We start from the raw sequence: 19,450 nt of genomic DNA, 5'->3' as shown, positions 1-19,450 counted from the left end.
GCGCGAACCGCCCCGCCGCGCCCCCCGGTGAAAGGGGGACGGGCCTCGCGCAGGCTCTGGCTCCCCGTCCTCGCGGCCGTGCTGCTGGCGACGGTCGCCGCGAGCCTCGCGATCGGGGCCGGGGACGTGCCGTTGAGGCGGGTCCTGCCCGGCGTGCTCTCCCCGGACGGCGGGTCGCGGGCGGAGCTGATCGTCCACGAGCTGCGGCTGCCGCGCACCCTGCTCGGCGTCGCCGTCGGCATGGCGCTCGGCCTGGCCGGGGCGGTGATGCAGGCCCTCACCCGCAACCCGCTCGCCGAGCCGGGGCTGCTCGGCGTGAACGGCGGCGCGGCCCTCGCGGTCGTCCTCGTCATCGGCGCGACCCGCGTGGACGACGTGCTCGTCTACGTCTGGGCGGCGTTCGCGGGCGCGGCGGGCGCCGCCGCCCTCGTCTACATGATCGGCGCGCGCGGCCGGGGCGGCGCGTCGCCGGCGCGCCTCGTCCTCGCCGGCGCCGCCGTCAACGCCGTGTTCAGCGCGATGACGGCCGGCGTCATGCTGCTCGCCCCCGGCACCTTCAGCGGCTTCCGGTTCTGGCAGGTCGGCTCGCTCGGCGGCCGGGAGATGGCGGTGTTCTACCGCGTCCTCCCGTTCATCCTGGCGGGAGCGGTCCTGGCGCTGGCGCTCGCCCGCCCCCTCAACGCGCTCGCCATGGGCGACGACGCGGGCCGCGCCCTCGGTTCCCGCCCCGGCCGGACGCGGGCGCTCGGCGCGCTCGCCGTGGTGCTGCTGTGCGGGTCGGCGACGGCGGCGGCCGGGCCGATCTGGTTCCTGGGGCTCGCCGTCCCGTTCATCGTCCGGACGGCCGCCGGGCCCGACCAGCGGCTCGTCCTGCCGTACTCGCTGCTGCTCGCGCCCGTGCTGCTGCTCGGCGCGGACATCATCGGCCGCGTCGTCACGCCCGGCGAGCTGGAGACCGGGATCGTCACCGCGTTCCTCGGAGCGCCGCTGTTCGCCGTGATGGTCCGGCGGGGAAGGACGCGCGACCTATGAGGGTGCTGCGGGCGGGCGGCGTCTCGCTGCGGTGGGAGCCGCGGGAGGCGCTGGTGTGCGGGGCGCTCGCGGCGGTCGCCGCCTCCGCGGCGGTGCTGGTCGTCGGCTCGGGGGAGTTCCCGATCTCCCCGCCGGACGTGGTGCGCGCCGTCCTCGGGCAGGGCGACCGCGCCACCGAGTTCATCGTCCAGACGCTGCGGCTGCCGCGCGCGGTGACCGGGCTGCTCGCCGGCCTCGCGCTCGGGCTCAGCGGCGCGATCTTCCAGAGCATCTCCCGCAACCCGCTCGGCAGCCCCGACCTGATCGGCTTCACCACCGGCTCGGCGACCGGCGCGCTGCTGCAGATCCTCGTGTTCGGGGGCGGCGCGCTCGCCATCACGGTCTCCTCGGTCGCGGGCGCGGTGCTCACCGCCCTCGCCGTCTACCTGGTCGCCTACCGGCCGGGCGGCGGCGTGCACGGCGTCCGGCTGGTGCTGATCGGCGTCGCGGCGGCGGCGATGCTGGAGGCGCTCAACTCCTACCTCATCACCCGCGCCGAGCTGCGGGAGGCCTACGAGGCCGCGTTCTGGCTGACCGGCAGCCTGAACGGGCGCGACTGGGACCAGGCCGTCCCGCTCGCGGCCGCGCTGGCCGTGCTGGTGCCGGCGGCGCTGCTGCTCGCCCGCCCGCTCGGCATGGGCGAGCTCGGCGACGACGCCGCGCAGGCGCTCGGCGTCCCCGTCCAGCGGACGCGGGCGCTGCTCACGGTCGCCGGGGTGGGGCTCGTCGCGGCGGCGACCGCGGCGGCCGGGCCCGTCCCGTTCGTCGCGCTGGCCGCGCCGCAGCTCGCCCGCCGGCTGACCCGCCGCCCCGGCGCGCAGCTGCTGCCCGCCGCGCTGACCGGCGCCGCGCTGCTCGCCTGCGGCGACCTCATCTCGCTCCATCTGCCGGTCGCGGTGCCGGTGGGCGTCGTCACCGGCGTCCTCGGCGGCGTGTACCTGGCCTGGCTGCTGTCCACCACCGGACGGAAGGGGACGACGTGACGACCCGGTTGCGCGCGGAGGACCTGACCCTCGCCTATGAGAAGCGCGTCGTCGCCGAGGGGCTCGGCGTGGAGATCCCGGACGGGTCGTTCACCGTCATCGTCGGGCCGAACGCGTGCGGCAAGTCGACGCTGCTGCGCGCCCTCGCCCGGCTGCTGCGCCCCCGCGAGGGGACCGTCTACCTGGACGGCGAGCCGATCGCGGCGCTGCCGCCGAAGCGGCTCGCGCGGCGGCTCGGGCTGCTGCCGCAGTCGCCGCTCACCCCGGAGGGCATCACGGTCGGCGACCTCGTCGCGCGCGGCCGCTACCCGCACCAGAGCCTGCTGCGGCAGTGGTCGCGCGAGGACGAGGCCGTGGTGCGCGAGTCGATGGCCGCCGTCGGCGTCACCGACCTCGCCGACCGGGTGGTGGACGAGCTGTCCGGCGGGCAGCGCCAGCGGGTGTGGCTCGCGCTCGTCCTGGCCCAGCAGACCGGCATCATGCTGCTGGACGAGCCGACGACCTACCTGGACATCGCCCACCAGATCGAGGTCCTGGACCTGTGCGCGCGGCTCCACGAGGAGGGGCGGACGCTCGTCGCGGTCCTGCACGACCTCAACCACGCCTGCCGCTACGCCACCCATCTCATCGCGATGCGGGACGGGGAGGTGCTGGCCGAGGGGCCGCCCGCCGAGATCGTGACGGCCGGTCTGGTGGAGCGGGTGTTCGGGCTGCCGTGCCGCGTCATCCCCGACCCGGAGACCGAGACGCCGCTGATCGTCCCGGCCGGGCGGCGGCGGGCGTTGACCGCGAAAACCTCCTGAATTAGGTTAGCCTTACCTAATTTGAGAGGGGTTCCGTGCTGACCTGGGATGAGCTGCACGCCGCGCTGGCCGAGGTGCTGGGCGAGCGCGCGGAGGCGGACGACAACCTCATCGAGCTCGGGATGGACTCGATCCGGCTGATGCGGCTGACCGGCCGGCTGCGCCGCCGCGGCATCGAGATCCGCTTCGCCGAGCTGGCCGAGCGTCCCACGCTCGCCGAGTGGTGGGAGCTGCTCGCCGAGAAGGGCCAGGTGGAGGTGAGCGCCGGGCCGCCCGCGCTGGAGCCGGCCGACATCGAGCCCGGCGGCCCGTTCCCGCTGGCGCTGATGCAGCACGCGTACTGGATCGGCCGCGACTCCGGCCAGGCGCTCGGCTCGGTCGCCGCGCACCTGTACGTCGAACTGGACGGCCGCGCCATCGACCCCGCCCGGTTCGAGGACGCCGTGCGGGCGCTGGTGCGGCGGCACCCGATGCTGCGGGCCGCCGTGTCGGACGACGGGACGCAGCGGATCCTGCCCGACCGCCCCGGCCCCGTCGTGACCGTCCACGACCTGCGCGCGGGCGATGCCGAAGACGAGCTGGCGCGGATCCGGGCGGAGATGTCCGAGCAGCGCCTCCCGATCGAGGACGGCCGCGTCTTCGACGCCCGCCTCAGCCTGCTGCCCGGCGGCACCGCCCGCCTCCACCTGGACGTCGACATGGTCGCGGCCGACGCGATGAGCTACCGCGTCATGCTCGCCGACCTCGCCGCGCTGTACGAGGGCGAGGCGCTCGCGCCGATCCGCTACGGATACGCGCGCTACCTCGCCGACGATCCGCGGGCCTCCGCACGGGAGCAGGACCGGCGGTGGTGGGCCGAACGGCTCGCCGACTTGCCCGGACCGCCCGAACTGCCCGTCGTGCCCGAGCCCGGCGACCGGGTCGAGCGCAAGCACCACTGGCTGCCGCCCGAGGAGAAGGGCCGGTTCACCGCGCGGGCGCACGCCGAGGGCGTCACCCCCGCCATGGCACTGGCGGCGGTGTTCGCCGAGGTCGTCGGCGCGTGGTCGGCGACGCGGCGGTTCCTGCTGAACCTGCCGCTGTTCCACCGGGAGCCCGTCCACCCGGACGTGGACTCGGTCGTCGGCGACTTCACCGGCTCCATCATGCTGGAGGCCGACCTCGCGGAGGACCTGCCGTTCGTCGAGCGGGCGCGGAGGCTCCAGGCGAACCTGCACACGGCGGGCGCGCACAGCGACTACTCGGGCCTGGAGGTGCTGCGCGACCTGTCGCGGCTGCGCGGCGAGCAGGTCCTCGCCCCGATCGTGTACACGAGCGCCCTGAACCTGGGGGAGCTGTTCGGCGAGCGCGTGCGCGAGCACTTCGGGGAGCCGGAGTGGATCATCTCGCAGGGGCCGCAGGTGCTGCTGGACGCGCAGGTCACCGAGGTGTCCGGCGGCCTGCTGCTGAACTGGGACGTGCGCGTCCCGGCCTTCCCGGACGGCGTCGCCGAGGCGATGTTCGGCGCGTACACGTCCGCGATCGCGCGGCTCGGCGCGCCCGGCGCCGACTGGTCCGCGCCGCTGGGCGTTGCGGCCCCCGCGTCCCAGCTCCGCGTGCGGCACGCGTTGAACGCGACGCCCGCACCGCCACCGGCGACGCTGACCGAGGGCTTCTTCGAGCACGCCCGGCGCCGTCCGGACGCCCCGGCCCTGCACTGGGGCGACGACGGCACGCTGACCTACGGCGAGCTGGCCTCCCGCGCTCTGCGCGTCGCGTCCGGGCTGGCCGCCTCGGGCGTGCGGCCCGGCGACCGCGTCTCGATCGAGCTGCCGAAGGGCCCCGCGCAGGCCGCCGCCGCCCTCGGCGTGCTCGCGGCCGGCGCCGCGTACGTCCCGATCGGCCCCGAGCAGCCGGACGCCCGCCGCGCCAGGATCCGCGCGAGCGCCGGCGTCGCCGCGTCGCTCACCGCGGACCGGATCGCCGAGGCGGAGCCGCTGGCGCGGCCCGTCGCCGTCCGCCCGGACCAGGCCGCATACGTGCTGTTCACCTCCGGGTCGACCGGGGAGCCGAAGGGCGTCGAGGTGCCGCACGGCGCGGCGATGGCCACGATCGGCGACCTGGTCGAGCGGTTCGCGATCGGGGAGGACGACATCACGCTCGGGGTGTCGGCCCTCGACTTCGACCTGTCGGTGTTCGACCTGTTCGCGCCCTGGTCGGCGGGCGGCGCGGTCGTCCTGCCGGACGAGGACGAGCGGCGCGACGCCGCCCGCTGGGCCGAGCTGGTGCGCCGCTGGTCGGTGAGCGTGCTCAACTGCGTCCCGTCCGTGCTGGAGATGCTGCTGCGCGCGGGCCGCCCGGAGAGCCTGCGGCTCGTGCTGCTCGGCGGCGACTGGGTGGGCACGCACCTGCCCGCACTGCTGGAAGAGCGCGCGCCGGGATGCCGGTTCGCCGCGCTCGGCGGGACGACGGAGACGGCGATCCACTCGACGGTGCAGGAGGTCGCGGGGGAGGTGCCGTCCGACTGGCGCGCCGTCCCGTACGGGGTGCCGCTGCGCGGGGTCGCGTGCCGGGTCGTGGACGAGTTGGGCCGCGACCGCCCCGACTGGGTGGCGGGCGAGCTGTGGATCGGCGGCGCCGGCGTCGCGGACGGCTACGTCGGCGACCCGGAGCGCACCGCCGACCGGTTCGTCGTCCACGCGGGCGTGCGCTGGTACCGGACGGGCGACCTCGCCCGCTACCGGCCGGACGGCACGCTCGAATTCCTCGGCCGCCGCGACCACCAGGTCAAGGTGCGCGGGTTCCGGATCGAACTGGGCGAGGTCGAGGCCGCGCTGCGGGACCATTCCTCCGTCGATCGGGCCGTCGCGCTGCTGGCCGGCGGCAGGTTGGCCGCCGCGGTCGTGGCGTCGGGCGACCCCGGCGAGGTGCTGGCCCACGCGCGCGGCCTCCTGCCGCCGCACATGGTCCCCGAACTGCTCGTCCCCGTGGACGAGCTGCCGCTCACCGCCAACGGCAAGGTCGACCGCAAGGCCCTCACCGCCTTGGCCGCCGCCGGGAAGGGCGAAGCGGCCTACGCCGAACCGGCAACGTCGCTGGAGAAGGTCCTGGCCCGGATCGTCGCCGAGGTACTGGGGAGGGAGCGCGTCGGCGCGGACGCCGACTTCTTCGCCCTCGGCGGCGACTCCGTCCTCGCGACCACGGTCGTCGCGCGGCTGCGGGAGGCGCTCGACACGGCCGCCCTGCCGGTCCGGGTGCTGTTCGCCGAGCGGACCGTCGCGCGCGCCTGCCGCCGCTTCGCCGAACTGGACGGTACGCCGGGGCGCCTGGAAGCGGTCGCCGCCATCTGGCTGGAGGTCGAGGCGATGACCGAGGAGGAGCTCACGGCCCGCCTCGGATGATCAGCCCGGCTCGGGCTCCGGACGCATCCGCGCCGTCCGGAGCCCGCCGAGGGTCAGCGCCAGGACCAGGGCGAGGACGGCGCTGACCGTCCCGAACAGGACGATGGCGGCGCCCGGCGCGAGATAGCGCCCCAGGGCCCCGGCCCCCAGCGAGCCGATGGCGCCGCCGCCGGTCTCCTGCGCCGCCCACAGCGCGTTGACGCGTCCCAGGTGCGAATCGGGCGTGTGGATCTGGATCAGCCCGTACCGGAGGATCTCCTCGATCGACTGGACGAACCCGAAGACGAACAGGATCGCGACCGCGAGCGCCGGATGGCGGGCCAGCCCCAGGCAGGCGAGCGACGCGAACCCGGTGACGGACGCGGCGAGCAGCGCCAGGCCGGGCGCGCGGAACGTGCCCGCCCATCCGCTCGTGGCGGACGCCAGTACCGCCCCGCACGCCGGCGCCGCGAACAGCAGCCCGACCGTGGTGGCGCCGCCGTCCAGGCTCTCGGCCGCGAACGCGGGCATCAGCACGGGAATGCCGCCCGCGACCATGAACAGCAGGCCGAGCAGCATCAGCGAGCCCACGACCCGGTGGGACGCGACGAACCGGAGCCCGTCCGCGATGGCCGTCAGCGGGTTCGCCGGCGCCTCCTCGGCCACGGGTTTGAGCGTCGGCAGGCCGGCCAGCAGCCCGATCGTGCCCAGCGTGCCCGCGGCCGCCGCCGCGTAGTTCCAGCCGACGCCGAACGCCGACACGACGACGCCGCCCAGCGCGGGCGACGCCATCGACCCGAGCCGGACGGTCAGCGCGTTCAGGGCGCCCGCCGCGACGAGCTTGTCGGGCTTCACCAGCGCGGGCGTCGCGGCGAGCAGCGCGGTGATGCTGATGCCGGTCATCAGGCCGTCCCACGCCGCCAGGACGTACAGGGCGGCGAGCGACGGCGACGGCAGGAACGCGTTCAGCGCCAGCAGCACGAACCCGATGCCGGCGGCCGTCCGGGCGCGCAGCATGAGCCGCCGCCGGTCGCCCTTGTCGGCGAGCACGCCGCCCCACAGGAACCCCACCAGCAGCGCGAGGCCCTCCCCGGCGGAGACCCCTCCGACGTGCACGGTGGACCCCGTCAGGCCGTAGACCTGCACCGGGAGGGCGACCGCCAGCATCCCGATCCCGAAGACCGAGACCGTGCGGGCGATGAACACGTTGCGGAACGGCCTGCTGTCGCGCAGCGGACTGATGTCCATGGCCAGTCGCCGGAGCATCCTCGGGGTTCTCCTCAGCCGGTGGAATAGCTAAGGTAAGCCTAGCCTTAGTTGATCGTGGAGAAGAGGACGAACCGGTGCAGCGGATGCTGATGAACGGAAAGATCCACCGCGCGACCGTCACCCAGGCGGACCTGCACTACGTGGGCTCCCTGACCATCGACGCGGACCTCATGGCCGCCGCCGACATCGTCGAGGGCGAGCAGGTCCACGTCGTCGACATCACCAACGGCTCCCGCCTCGTCACCTACGCCATCACCGGTGAGCCCGGCAGCGGCGTCATCGGCGTCAACGGCGCCGCCGCCAGGCTGGTGCAGCCCGGCGACATGGTCATCATCATCACCTACGCGTCCGTGGAGGACGCCTCGCGGCACGAGCCCCACGTCGTCCACGTGGACGCCGCCAACCGCATCGTCGCGCTCGGCTCCGACCCGTCTGAGCCCGTCCCCGGCGCCCCCGCCCAGATGGCCGGCCGATGAGCACGGACGGCGTCACCCCCTGGCCGGACGACCTCGCCGCCCGCTACGAGGCGGAGGGCTACTGGACCGACCGCCTCCTGGGCGACGTCCTGCGCGGCGCCCCGTCCAAGACCGCCCTCGTCGCGGGCGACGACCGCCTCACCTACGCCGAACTGGACGCCCGCGCCTCCCGCATGGCCGCGGGCTTCCTCTCCCTGGGCATCCGGCGCGGCGACCGCGTGGTCGTCCAGCTGCCCAACACCGCGTCGTTCGTCGTGGCCTTCCTCGCCCTGGTGCGCATCGGCGCCGCGCCCGTCCTGGCCCTTCCGGCACACCGCGAAAGCGAGATCCGCTACCTCTGCGAGCTGTCGGAGGCCCGCGCCTACATCTGCGCCGACCGCGACGGCGATTTCGACTACCGCGCGATGGCCCGGGGGCTCCCTGTCGACCACGTGATCGTGGACGGTGAGCCCGAGGAGTTCACGGCCCTTTCCGCGATCGCCGCCGACCCGGTGGCGTTCGAGGGACCCGCGCCGTCCGATGTCGGGGTCTTCCTCCTGTCCGGCGGCACGACGGGCCTGCCGAAACTGATCCCGCGGACGCACCGCGACTACGTCTACAACCTGGAGGCCAGCGCCGAGGTCTGTGGCTTCGCCTCGTCCACCGTCTACCTGGTCGTCCTGCCCGCCGCCCACAACTTCGCGCTCGCCTGCCCCGGCATCCTCGGCGTCTTCGCCACCGGCGGCACGGTCGTCCTGTCGCCCTCCGCCTCCCCGGACGAGGCGTTCCCCCTGATCGAACGCGAGCGCGCCACGGTCTGCGCGGTCGTACCCCCGATCGCCCTCCTCTGGCTGGACGCGGTGACCTGGCAGGACGAGGACATCTCGTCCCTCGAACTCCTCCAGGTCGGCGGCGCCAAGTTCGCCGCCGAGCGCGCCGCCGAGGTGCCGGGCACCCTCGGCTGCCGGGTCCAGCAGGTCTTCGGCATGGCCGAGGGCCTCCTCAACTACACCCGCCTGGACGACACCGCCGACCTCATCGAGCAGACCCAGGGCCGCCCGCTCTCACCGGCCGACGAGGTCCGGATCGTTGACGAGGACGGAAAGCCGGTGGTCCCCGGAGAGGTCGGCGAACTCCTGACCCGAGGCCCCTACACCCTGCGCGGCTACTACCGCGCCCCCGAGCACAACGCCCGCTCCTTCACTCCGGACGGCTTCTACCGGACCGGCGACCTCGTCCGGCAGTTGCCGTCCGGCCACCTGATCGTCGAGGGCCGCGAAAAGGACCAGATCAACCGGGGCGGGGACAAGATCTCCGCCGAGGAACTGGAGAACCACCTGCTGGCCCACCCCGCCGTCCACGACGCCGCCGTGGTGGGCGTCCCGGACCCGATGATGGGCGAGCGCACGTGCGCCTTCCTCGTCATCAGGGACGGCGAGAAGGCCCCCTCCCTCTCCGAGGTCAGGGAGTTCCTCCGCACCCGCGGCCTGGCCGCCTACAAGTTCCCCGACCGCCTGGAGGAGAGCGACACCTTCCCCCGCACCCCGGTGGGGAAGATCAGCAAGAAGGCCCTCGCCGCCCGAGTGGCGCCCCCGGCCCCGTGACCGGCCGCGTCAGCCGCCGGCCGCGAGAGAGAGGCGGCCGGCGGTGAGACGCGTTATCTCCGCCGCCAGCTCATCGGCCGTTCCCCGCCAGAACGCGCTCACGTTGATGAAGAGCGGCGCCTCATACGTTTCGAGGTTCGACCGCATTCCGTCCTGCCGCTCGCGCGGCGCCCGTGCGATGAAGGCCGCCGCGTCAGTCGGCCTGACGCAGAGCAACAGTTCCCCGCTTTCCGTCCGCCGGGTGAAGACCGATTCCACCTCCGGCCAGGCGACCGACTGACCACCCCTCACATGGACTCCATCCACGTCCATCCACGCCAGGGTGCCGGAGCCACCCTGCCGGAACTGGACGAACCAGCTGAGGCAGGCGAGCAGACCTCCGAGAAGCGACACGATCCAGAGCGGAATCAGCACGATGAACAGCGCGCGGCCGAAGCCCGAGTCAAGGTCGGGGGAGGCCGCGAGGACCACGGCGAGCAGCACCACGGAAACCATGAAAAGCCCGGCGGCGATCAAGCGCCACGCTTTGCGCGGTGCGGCGAACACGACCGGCTGACCGTTCGAATGCACTGATCTCCCCTTTAACGTCCGCACATCCCTACCAGTACCAGAACCGCCGCGCTCACAGCCAGAGAACGGTGTTGAGCGTCGGGACGTGAATGAAGGTGAAGGCACTCTTCGCCTCGGCCGCGGCGCCCGCGAGACGCTGCCCGGTACCGGCCAGGACGCGCACGACCCGCTCATCGCCGTCATGCGCAGTCCGCTCTGCGGATGTCCCTACGGGCACATACACGGGGGCCGTCACACCGGCATATACAAGCACAGAGGCAGCCGCCAGGTGACAGCGGTCAGATTCCCTTGACGTCGTTCAGGTCATTGCCGCGCAGCTCGTCCTCGTCGAACTTGCGGGTGTCGCGGGGCTCGACATAGGGCTCCTGCGACGCCGGCACGCCGGCGGCGATGAAGCGAAGCCCGCGGAGGCCGCCAGCCACAGCACCAGCGCCAGGACCCCGCCCGGAGTGACCCAGTGGAACCCCTGTTTCGCGTTCGGCGACGCCCAGTAGAGCAAGGCGAACAGGAAACTGACCACCACCAGCATCAGCGGCCATTTGGCGAGGTCGTAGGCGGTGACGGCGGCCGACCCGATACCGATGAGGTCGCCGGCCCTCTGCGCGAGAGGCCCGGTAACGACCACGGCGATCGCCGACGCCGCCAGCAGCACCAGCGTGACGAGGGTGACCGCGATGCGGATCGGCAGCGTCTTCCAGATGGGACGTCCCTCGGGCACGTCGTAGACGGCATTGGACGCCCGCATGAACGCGCCCACGTCCTTCGACGCCGACCAGATCGCCGCCGCCAGGCCGACGACGGCGACCAGGCCGGCGCCGGTCTGCCCGCGCTGGAGTTCGGTGAGGGCGTCCACCAGCACCTGCCGCACCGACCCGGGCGCCATCCTCGGGGGGACGGGCCGGCGGCTGGGCCACCGGTCTGATCGCGCCGAGTCCTGCCCTCCCACGACCGCTTTCATGCACCCGCCACCCGCCGAACCGCACTACTCGCCCACCGGCCACCGCCGTGTCAGATGCCGAGGACGGCCTTCGCGGTCAGGAAGTAGATGATCAGGCCGGTGGCGTCCACGAACGTGGTGACCATCGGGGCGGAGACGACCGCCGGGTCGATCCGCAGCCGTTTGGCCAGCAGCGGCATGGTGCCGCCGATGGTGGCCGCCCACCCGCAGATGAGCACCAGCGTGATGCCGACGACCACCGCTATGTCCGCGCCGACGAACAGCGTCCCCACCACGAGCCCGAGCATCGCCAGCAGCGCGCCCAGGACGAGGCCGACCCGGAACTCGCGCCAGATCACCCTCAGCAGGTCCGAGCTGCGGACCTCCCCGACCGCCAGCGCCCGCACGCACGCGGTCGCCGCTTGCGCCCCCGCGTTGCCGCCCGCCCCGATGAGCATGGGGATGAACAGGGCCAGCGCCGCCACCTGCTCCAGCGTGGCCTCGAACGCACGGGTCACGCCGACCGTGAGCGTCGCCGCGATCAGCAGCAGGCTCAGCCAGAGCGCCCGGTAGCGGGCCAGCTGCCAGACCGAGGCGGCCATGTAGTGGCCCGCCCAGGGCGCCGTGGCGGCCTGCCGCGCGAAGTCCTCGGTGTCGGCGGCCTCGATCACCTCGGCCGCGTCGTCGATCGTCAGCAGCCCGACCAGCCGGCCCTCGCTGTCGACGACCGGCAGGTTCATGTCGTTGGTCTCGACCATCAGCCGGGCGGCGTCCTCGGCCGGGTCGGTGGCGTACGCGGTGGCCGGCTCGGTGACCACGAGGTCCGCGACCATCCTGTCCGGCGGGTTGAGCACCAGCTCGCGCAGCTCCACGACACCGGTCAGCCGGCGCCCGGCGTCCACCACCGGCAGCGTGTAGACCGTCTCGGCGTCCGGGCCCTTCTCCCGGACGGTCCGCAACGCCCGCTCGACGGTCAGCTCCTGCGGCAGCGCCACCACCTCGGGGGTCATGTAGCGGCCGACCGAGCCCTCCGGGTACCCGAGCAGCGCGGACGTCACCCACCGCTCGTGCGGGCTCAGCCCCGCCAGCACCCGCTTCGCGACCTTGGCCGGCGCCTCCCGCAGCATCCGGACGCGGTCGTCCGGGTCCATGCCCTCGACCAGCTCCAGGAACGAGCGGTCGCGCAGCCCCGCGAGGATCTGCTGCTGGTCGACCGGCTCCAGCTCCTCGAACACCGCCAGCGCCCGGTCCTTGTCCAGCAGCCGGAACGCCACCCCGGCCCCGACGTCCCCCATCCGTGCGAGCTCATCGGCGACCACATGCGGCGGCCGGCTCTCCAGCCACTCCTGCGCCTCGTCCAGCCGCCGCGCCGCCACGACGTCCCGCAGCGAGGCGGCGGGATCGTGACGCGGGCCCGACTGCGACATGGCAAAATCCTCAACAACGACGAAGGTCCGCGGGGCACCGGAACGCGCCGGGAGAGCCGGGCAGCCCCCGGAAGGACATGATCGGACCGTGTGGAGCCGACGTCCTGCTCCGGCCCACCGGCCACCGTGTTCCAGCAGCATAGAGGGGCCACAGTCCCACTTGTCCGGCGGCCCGCCCGAGGGCGCACGACCGCCCCGACGCGAACCAGGACCGGCCGAGCACCGCACCGCGCTCGGCCGGGAGGCGGATCCGGCAATGGCGGCCACGGCGGCGCCGCAACGCAAGCGGCCCCAGCAGGCCAAAGCGCCGCCGCCTCCCAGCACACCGACCAGCCGTTCCGAGCAGACGCGCAAGGCGGTCAGTTGGGTCACCAGTGCGACGGAGACCATCGGTGCGCAGCCGGGCGGTGTCACCACCACTTACGGTTACGACAGCCGGGGACGCCTCGTCCGTATCACCGGGCCCGGTGTGAAGAACGAGATCACCAACGTCACCCACTCTCCAGCCGGGACGGCCGGCCGGGCTGCCCCGGCCGGTCGGGCGGCGGCCCCGGCGGACGCTCCGGGGGCGGCGGCTTGTCGGCGTCCTCAACCCGGCGGTCGGTCCGGCTGGGCCGGTCGATACCCACGCTTCGGTCCTTTCCGCCGGGGGAGCGGCGCCGTCGTCCGCCCCCCTTGACGGCGGACCTGTCGCCCTCTTCGGTACAGGTCGGAAATGCGCTCGGCGGACGTGCGGGGGCGGCCTCCGGAAATGTCGCCGTCCATGAAAGCGTGAACGCCCCGGATTGGCCCGTTCAGCTCCCGAACGTGCACGCTGCGGGCATCCGAGTTGACGACTCGGGCAGGGGACGGGACGAGGCGGAACCACGCAGCATTCGACGTGTGACGACACCGCGATCCAAGGAATTCGCAAAGTCTCCAGTGGCGGGTCTCGCACAGAAGCTTCGCAGGACGCGTCCGCGCTGGCCATCGCGACATCCGCGTTCGCCGCGGCCGAGGCCCGCCGCGCCGAGCGGCTCTCCGGTGAGATCACCGAGACCGAGCTGTGGGATGTGTCCCTCAGCGCCGTCACCCAGCTGATCGCCGAGACCGCCGTGGCCCTGGCTCGGCGCCGAGGTTGACGCCGGAACGTCCGCGGAGCACAGTGCGTCTGACCGGAAGGCGTCCGAACTGTCACGACCGCAGTTGGAAGTGGAATCGATGCGCGATCACACCGAACTCGGCCCTTACGAGATCGCCTACCTGTGCGGCGGCCCCGAGCGTGTCGCGATGACCGTGCTGGTCAGGTTGGCCGGAGACGGTCAGATCAGGGTCTCGCCGGATCGGCACCGGGTGTACGCGGAACGCCGAGAACCCCGCGACTCCGTCGAGACCGCCGCGCTGGAGGTCGTGCCGAAGGTCGGCAGGGTGCTCGGCCTGACCGTGCTGATGATCGCGGCCTCCCCAGCGGTCGAGGAGGTCGGCCGGCGGCTTCGGGCGCAGCGGCTGCTGCCGGGCTCCCGCGTCCGTGCGCTGTGGCAGTGGGGCCGAGTCCGGCGGGCCCGGCGGCTGCGCGGTGCGCTGGACCGGGCACTGTCGCTGGACGCCCTGTCCCGCGTCGCGGCCACCGGCGCCGCGGGCATCGCCGACCGCGAACTCCGGACGATCTTCAAAACCCACAAGTGGGAGCCACCGGTATCAGTCAAGATCAGTATCCCGAAGCCTCGGGTCAACGAACCGCTTCCCGAAGTGCCCTACCGGTCCGGCCTGTACAGCGCGTACTCCGACTTCGGGGGCTTCTGACCCGGACCCGCGGGGGGTGGGGCAGTCCGGCGGCGGGTCCCGAACCGCCGCCCGCCGGTCCTGGCGGAGGATCATGCGCATTTCTCCAGGGCGGTCTCGCGAGGATCGGACAGGTGGATCTCGTGGTGCGTAACGCCCCGCACCTTCATCAACGCGACCATGCGCGACCTCCTGGACCACATCGGCGTCCAGCCGTAACGGGTGGCGACGCGGGACGCCGTCGAAGAGCCCAGCACCCGGACGCCGTGACGAGCCAAGTGCTATGGCGCGGACACGCCGGCCACCTCAAACATCGGGTGGCCAGCGAGACGTCCGGGCAGGTCATGAGGTTGCGCAAGGTGCCGGCTCGCTTGTTCGGTAGGGTGGCCAGTCGGCGGGTGGGGGCCAGTCCATGCCGTGATCTGGCCAACATTGGAAGGACACCATGCCGGGGACCGGGCCGGTGACCGCACGCACCGACTTCGACTCCGGTGTCGCCTTCGACCCGTACGAACACCCGTCCCACCTGCTGAGCTGAAGCGAGACCGCCACCGTCACCCACCGCACCGCCGACCGCGACTGGTTGGTGCCGCCCCCACGCGCTATGGATGCCGGCGGGCGTCCCGCACGCCTTGGCGGTGGTGGGCGGCGGGCGCGGCTACGGCGTCGTCCTGAGCGCGCAGCACTGCTCCGTCACCTGGACCGAGCCGACCGGAGTACTCGTCACGCCCCTGGTCCGGGAACTGATCGTGCACCTCGACCCGTACCCGCGACGGGCGCGCATGCAGGCCGAGACGCTCCTGGCCGAACTCCTGGAACCCGTCCCCAGCACGACTTTCCAGCTCACGATGCCGACCGACCCGCGCCTGCGGGACGTCAGCCCTGCTCGCCCATCCCGCCGACGACCGCGACCTCGCCGCGTGGGCCGACCACGCCGCCACCAGCGTCCGCACGCTGACACGGCTCTTCCAGGCCGAGACGGGAATGACGTTCGCGCAATGGCGCACACACGCCCGCATCCGCGCCGCACTCATCCTCCTCGCAGAAGGCGTCCCCATCAGAGCGACGACACGCGCGGTGGGCTACCGCAAACCCGGCGCCTTCGCCGAAGCGTTCCGCCGCATCACCGGCGACCTCCCAAGCGTCTACAACCCGCCGTAACCGCCACGACCAGTCGATCAAACCGAGCTTCCGACGTGGAGTACCGGATTAGGCCCGTCCCCGACACCAACTCCGAACGTGCGCGCTGCGCTCATCCGAGTCGGCGGATTGGGTGGGGAACGCGGTGGTCATTCGCCGGGACGAGGAGGAACTGCACAGTATTCGGCGTGTGGCGGCACCACGACTCAAGGAATCCGCAAGTGCCCGGCGGCGGATCTCGCACGGAAGCAGGGACGTGGACCGCCGGGCCACGTCCCCAAACGGGCCTGGCGCGTGGTGATGGGCTCGGGAGCGGCCGACCGCGCCAGGGAAAGTCGCTCGGTCAGCAAGGACGAGTACCGGGCCGGTCTGCATCGTCAAGACCGGGGAAGGTCAGCGACGCATCAGGTGGACTGAACGAGAGGGCGTGACCGCGAGAACCTTCGCTGCTTTGGTGAGTGCGCATTGGTGCGCAGTTGAGTCCGTACTCACTCTTGCGGCAGGGGGCCCTGAGCCGGTGAGGCGTCCGCACGGCCGCCGGCGCCGGTCCAGCGGACGAGGTTGTGGAAGAGGTCCGCCTGCTCGATCGCGTCGTCCAGTGCGTTGTGGGTGTGCGGCCGGTCGGACAGCAGTTCGGCGGGCATCTGCCGTTTGGTCGAGCGTGTGACCATCGCGCCGGCCTTGGCAGCGTACAGGCTCTTGAGATCTAGGTGCCGCGAGTGGCCGAACGGGGACCCGTCATCGGTGAACCGCGTCCAGTACCAGTACAGGAACATCCAGTCGAAGCCGAGCGGGTAGGCCACCAGGACCGGCGAGGCGCCCGCCGCCGTGCTCACCTCGGCAATCCAGGCGGCGGCCGCGTTCATCGCCTCGCCCGGATCACGGCCCTCGGCGGCGAGGCGGTCACGGTCCAGGCCGCTGACGGCGAGCGCCTCGGGGACGTAGGCGTCGCTGATCGGCCTCAGCTCCGCATAGAACGTGGACTCGGCCGGGTCGTCCGGCACGAACGCCCGACCGTCGAACGTGCCGCATGCCGCCATGCCGAAGCTCAGCATGGAATAGGGCCCCGGTATCGGCCCATCGGCCTCCACATCAACCGAGACATAGAGTTCACGCTTGGGCACGGCCGCCTCCCGCGACGATCCGCCGGGCGTTCGCGCCGGCCTCGGCGTCCTCAGCCGGTAGATCCCGCATCCTCGTCTCCTCGGACACGACCTCTCGGCGGCTGCCCGGACTGGACCTGTCTTCCACTCGATCAAGTGTCACGCATCCGGAAGAGACTCGCCCCGGGTTTTCTCAGCCGCGCGGCGTGCCGTGGAGCGCCACTCGCTGAAGATCACGTCGACCTCGGGTCCGGGTTCGGCCTGCTCCGGATCGACGGGTCCGTCGCGATCGCGGGCCTCCTCTTCGCTGCGCTCGATCCGCCGGTACTGGCCATGATCAGGTCGGGATCGAGGGGCGGCCAGGTGGACGGATTGCCCGTGTCCTAGTCGACGACAAGGTACGCTCCACCGACGGTCCCGGTGGACGAGTGGGATCCTCGCGTGGCGGGGGCCTCCAGACCAGCTCCCCGACGTCGAACTCCGCGAATGCTCTCGATCAACTCGGTCGTTGCCACCCAGAGGCGGCCCGGTCGCGAACGGTTCGTCTAGCGTTCCGCCGCATGTCCGGTCGTCAGTCCGGCGGGCGATCCGCTTGGGCTCGGGGCCCCGGGGCAGGCGGTGGTGCCGGAGCGGGCGGTGGCACGGGGCCGGTCCACGGTGCGGAGGGTGCTCCGGGATGGGGCGCGCCCGCGGTAGGGCCAGGGGCCGGGGCCCCGGCCGGCCGGTCGACGGTGATCGCGAGGCGGTCCAGGTAGGCGACCTGCAGCGCGGCCAACACGAGTAGCGCGAGGACGATCACGGCGAGCGGGGTCACGAACCCGAGCGAAGCGCCGGGGCCGGAGTACTGGCCCAGTTGGCCGACAAGTGCGACGGGTGCCGTCATGTTGTCGCGGCTCGTGCCGACCAGTAGTGGCCAGAGCAGTTCCTGGGCGTTGATCAGGACCGTCGCGCCGCCGAGGAGGACGGCCGGCGGAAGCGCCGGCACCGCGACGACGCGCAGGAAACCAGCGGCGGCAGGGGCGCCGGCCGACACCTGCGCCTGCCACACGGCCGCCCGGCCGCGGCAGAACAGCGTCAGCAGGACCAGCGCGGGGACGCTGATCAGCATGGGCGGGATCAGAGCGCCGAACGAGTTGATCAGGTCGAGGTCGGCGACGTTCTCGAAACCCGCGATGCTCAGCGGCCCGATGCCGACGAACAGCCACGGCGCGAACGGCAGCAGCAGCCATTCGCTCCTGCGGCCCAGCGGGCGCAACCCGCCGATGCCCAGTGCGCCGAGGAACGCGGTGCCGACCGAGACGAGCGCGCCCAGCAGCGGCGGCACCCACGTGTTGACATACGTCCTCGCGTCGGCGGGGGACGCGGCCCCGCGCGGGCCCTGCGAGGAGAACAGCGCCGACAGCCAGGGCCACGCACCGATCAGCACGACCGCCAGGACGGCGAGCAGCGCCGCTGCGGCGACCAGGGTGCGGCCCGGGCCGGCCGACCGCCCGGCGGGATCCGCCGGAACGACGTCGATGCGCAGCGCGGTGGTGATCGCGACGAGCGTGGCCGCGATGCCCAGGACGCCGAGGATCAGCCCCGTCACCGTGGCCACGACCGCGCCGTGGCCGAAGGCGAGAGAGGTGAACGACAGGCTGAACTGAAAGAGCGACAGCGTCTGCGTGGACCTGCCCGGTCCACCGCGGGTGATGATGTAGACGGAGGAGAACGTCTGCAGGCTCACCGCGAACGTGGCCAGGGCGGCGATCGTCCCGACCGCGAGCGCCGGCCGCACCCGCCGCGCGGGCCCGCGGTCGCGCAGCACCGCCAGATAGCCGAGCAGAGCGAGCCCGCACACCGCGCCGAACGTCGTCAGGCCGCTGATGGCCACCACGGCGACCCGCGCCGAGCCGGGCTCGGACAACTCCCCGAACGCCGTCTCCAGCCCCCCGTCCGGCATGCCCACCAGCCACGCGGCGGAGAAGGCGACGGGAGAGAACACCACCAGCGGCACCGACATCAGCACCCGGCCGACGCGACGCGGCCACGTCCCGGCACGGTCGAGGGCGGCCGCGAGGAGCGGGGCGACGACGACCGCCACCACCAGGGGAATGACGGCCAGCGAGACGGTGAACGCCAGCGCCTTCCAGAACTCGGCCTCGCCGAACAGGTCGGCATAGTTGTCGACGCCGACGAATCTGCCGCCGGGCAGCTGGTCCCCGCCGTTCACCTTCGGCAGCCCGCCCCGCTGAAAGCTGCGCAGGATCGTCTGGACGGTGGGGACGACCAAGGACGTGAGCGTGAAGAACGCGGCCGGGAGCAGGAGCACCAGCCCGAGGACGACCTGTGCCGTACCGCCCGCCTTCCGCGGCGGGCCGGGTAAAGGCGCAGGAGTCATGGGGCCGGAGGGCGGAGGGACCATCTCGACTCCCGGAAGGGGTTCGCGGTGCGGATCGGTCGAAGATCAGTGAGAGCCGAGTGTACGGCGAAATGCTCCCGACCGGCAGCCGCACGCCACGTGAACGTTCAGGTGGCGGGCATTCGGGTCCGGGGTCCGGGCAGCCGGTTCACGCTCGCGGGGAGAACGTGCGAATCAGCGGGCTGACGTGGGGTTTTCCGTGTGATCACCGATTCGTGGTGTGACACGGACACGCACGATGACGAACCGGCCGCAAACGCGGGAGCCTTTGACGCCTCGTCCGCGGCGGGCCGGAATTAACGTCTCCGAAGGCTGATCACGTGCAAATCTTCCGTCCTGTCGCGAATGACTGGACGTCGGTGAAACGGGGCGTGAGTAACCTTGAGCCGCAGGGTTCGTGACGGCGGGTGAGGGGGCCGAGTGTCGCTGCGCTACTACCTTCACAACAGCGATGCCGAGATCAACATGCGGTTTCGGCAGACCGATGCGGGTTTCGGGTGCGCGCGCACTTTCGGAATCGGGATGAATGGTGGCCCCCTGTCCGTTGCGCTGGGCGGCTGAGGTCGT

Annotated in this window: 15 protein-coding genes; 9 read left to right on the top strand and 6 right to left on the bottom strand. The window is 72.7% G+C overall.

Annotation, left to right across the window (positions count from 1 at the left end; translation table 11 throughout):
* Positions 1-27: 27 nt before the first annotated feature.
* Genes ABFX46_RS21445 through ABFX46_RS21430 form a run of 4 tightly spaced genes read left to right on the top strand, consistent with a single transcriptional unit; the run spans position 28 to position 6,237 of the window.
* Positions 28-1,032: a FecCD family ABC transporter permease gene (locus tag ABFX46_RS21445; protein ID WP_346044538.1), complete on the top strand. Its 1,005-nt coding sequence runs from the start codon at positions 28-30 to the stop codon at positions 1,030-1,032.
* Positions 1,029-2,054 (top strand): FecCD family ABC transporter permease, encoded by a 1,026-nt coding sequence (locus tag ABFX46_RS21440; RefSeq protein WP_346044537.1) that lies wholly within the window; start codon positions 1,029-1,031, stop codon positions 2,052-2,054. The genes ABFX46_RS21445 and ABFX46_RS21440 overlap by 4 nt, the downstream gene beginning before the upstream one ends.
* Positions 2,051-2,857, top strand: a complete 807-nt coding sequence (locus ABFX46_RS21435; protein ID WP_346044536.1) for an ABC transporter ATP-binding protein — start codon at positions 2,051-2,053, stop codon at positions 2,855-2,857. The genes ABFX46_RS21440 and ABFX46_RS21435 overlap by 4 nt, the downstream gene beginning before the upstream one ends.
* 35 nt (positions 2,858-2,892) lie before the next feature.
* Positions 2,893-6,237 carry an amino acid adenylation domain-containing protein gene (locus ABFX46_RS21430; protein WP_346044535.1) on the top strand — a complete coding sequence of 1,115 codons (3,345 nt, stop codon included), beginning with the start codon at positions 2,893-2,895 and terminating at the stop codon, positions 6,235-6,237.
* Here ABFX46_RS21430 and entS read toward each other — a convergent pair whose 3' ends face one another.
* Positions 6,238-7,482: an enterobactin transporter EntS gene (gene entS / locus ABFX46_RS21425; protein WP_346044534.1), complete on the bottom strand. Its 1,245-nt coding sequence runs from the start codon at positions 7,480-7,482 to the stop codon at positions 6,238-6,240.
* A gap of 77 nt (positions 7,483-7,559) precedes the next feature.
* Here entS and panD point away from each other — a divergent pair, with 77 nt between their 5' ends.
* Both panD and ABFX46_RS21415 read left to right on the top strand, forming a co-directional pair.
* On the top strand, positions 7,560-7,961 hold the full coding sequence (gene panD / locus ABFX46_RS21420; protein WP_346044533.1) for an aspartate 1-decarboxylase: 402 nt from the start codon (positions 7,560-7,562) through the stop codon (positions 7,959-7,961).
* On the top strand, positions 7,958-9,544 hold the full coding sequence (locus tag ABFX46_RS21415) for a (2,3-dihydroxybenzoyl)adenylate synthase (protein WP_346044532.1): 1,587 nt from the start codon (positions 7,958-7,960) through the stop codon (positions 9,542-9,544). Before panD ends, ABFX46_RS21415 begins: the two co-directional genes overlap by 4 nt.
* Positions 9,545-9,553: 9 nt before the next feature.
* Here the strand turns inward: ABFX46_RS21415 and ABFX46_RS21410 are convergent, their stop codons facing one another.
* The 3 genes from ABFX46_RS21410 to mgtE form a co-directional block, all read right to left on the bottom strand.
* Positions 9,554-10,114: a hypothetical protein gene (locus tag ABFX46_RS21410; RefSeq protein ID WP_346044531.1), complete on the bottom strand. Its 561-nt coding sequence runs from the start codon at positions 10,112-10,114 to the stop codon at positions 9,554-9,556.
* Positions 10,115-10,412: 298 nt separating this feature from the next.
* A complete protein-coding gene (locus tag ABFX46_RS21405; RefSeq protein ID WP_346044530.1) occupies positions 10,413-10,982 on the bottom strand; it encodes a YihY/virulence factor BrkB family protein in 570 nt (189 codons plus the stop codon).
* A gap of 140 nt (positions 10,983-11,122) precedes the next feature.
* A complete protein-coding gene (gene mgtE, locus ABFX46_RS21400; RefSeq protein ID WP_346044529.1) occupies positions 11,123-12,478 on the bottom strand; it encodes a magnesium transporter in 1,356 nt (451 codons plus the stop codon).
* 1,200 nt (positions 12,479-13,678) lie between these two features.
* On the opposite strand from mgtE, the gene ABFX46_RS21395 reads away from it, so the two are divergent.
* The gene (locus ABFX46_RS21395; RefSeq protein WP_346044528.1) at positions 13,679-14,260 is read left to right on the top strand and encodes a TIGR04222 domain-containing membrane protein; all 582 of its coding nucleotides are present in this window, start codon (positions 13,679-13,681) and stop codon (positions 14,258-14,260) included.
* A gap of 861 nt (positions 14,261-15,121) precedes the next feature.
* Positions 15,122-15,400 carry a helix-turn-helix transcriptional regulator gene (locus ABFX46_RS21390; protein WP_346044650.1) on the top strand — a complete coding sequence of 93 codons (279 nt, stop codon included), beginning with the start codon at positions 15,122-15,124 and terminating at the stop codon, positions 15,398-15,400.
* A 467-nt stretch (positions 15,401-15,867) separates the two neighbouring features.
* Here the strand turns inward: ABFX46_RS21390 and ABFX46_RS21385 are convergent, their stop codons facing one another.
* Positions 15,868-16,503, bottom strand: coding sequence for an exonuclease (locus tag ABFX46_RS21385; RefSeq protein ID WP_346044526.1), 636 nt, complete (start codon positions 16,501-16,503; stop codon positions 15,868-15,870).
* Between the two features lie 550 nt (positions 16,504-17,053).
* Positions 17,054-18,793 carry a carbohydrate ABC transporter permease gene (locus ABFX46_RS21380; RefSeq protein WP_346044524.1) on the bottom strand — a complete coding sequence of 580 codons (1,740 nt, stop codon included), beginning with the start codon at positions 18,791-18,793 and terminating at the stop codon, positions 17,054-17,056.
* A 510-nt stretch (positions 18,794-19,303) separates the two neighbouring features.
* Between ABFX46_RS21380 and ABFX46_RS21375 the strand changes: the two genes are divergently transcribed.
* Positions 19,304-19,444, top strand: a complete 141-nt coding sequence (locus tag ABFX46_RS21375; protein WP_346044523.1) for a hypothetical protein — start codon at positions 19,304-19,306, stop codon at positions 19,442-19,444.
* The last annotated feature ends 6 nt before the right edge of the window (positions 19,445-19,450 follow it).

Origin of the sequence: Actinomadura chokoriensis, assembly GCF_039529475.1 — a bacterium.
In the GTDB taxonomy this organism is placed as follows: Bacteria; Actinomycetota; Actinomycetes; order Streptosporangiales; family Streptosporangiaceae; genus Spirillospora; species Spirillospora bangladeshensis.
Note: the sequence above shows the minus strand (reverse complement) of the source record. Positions and strands in the feature narration are given on the sequence as shown.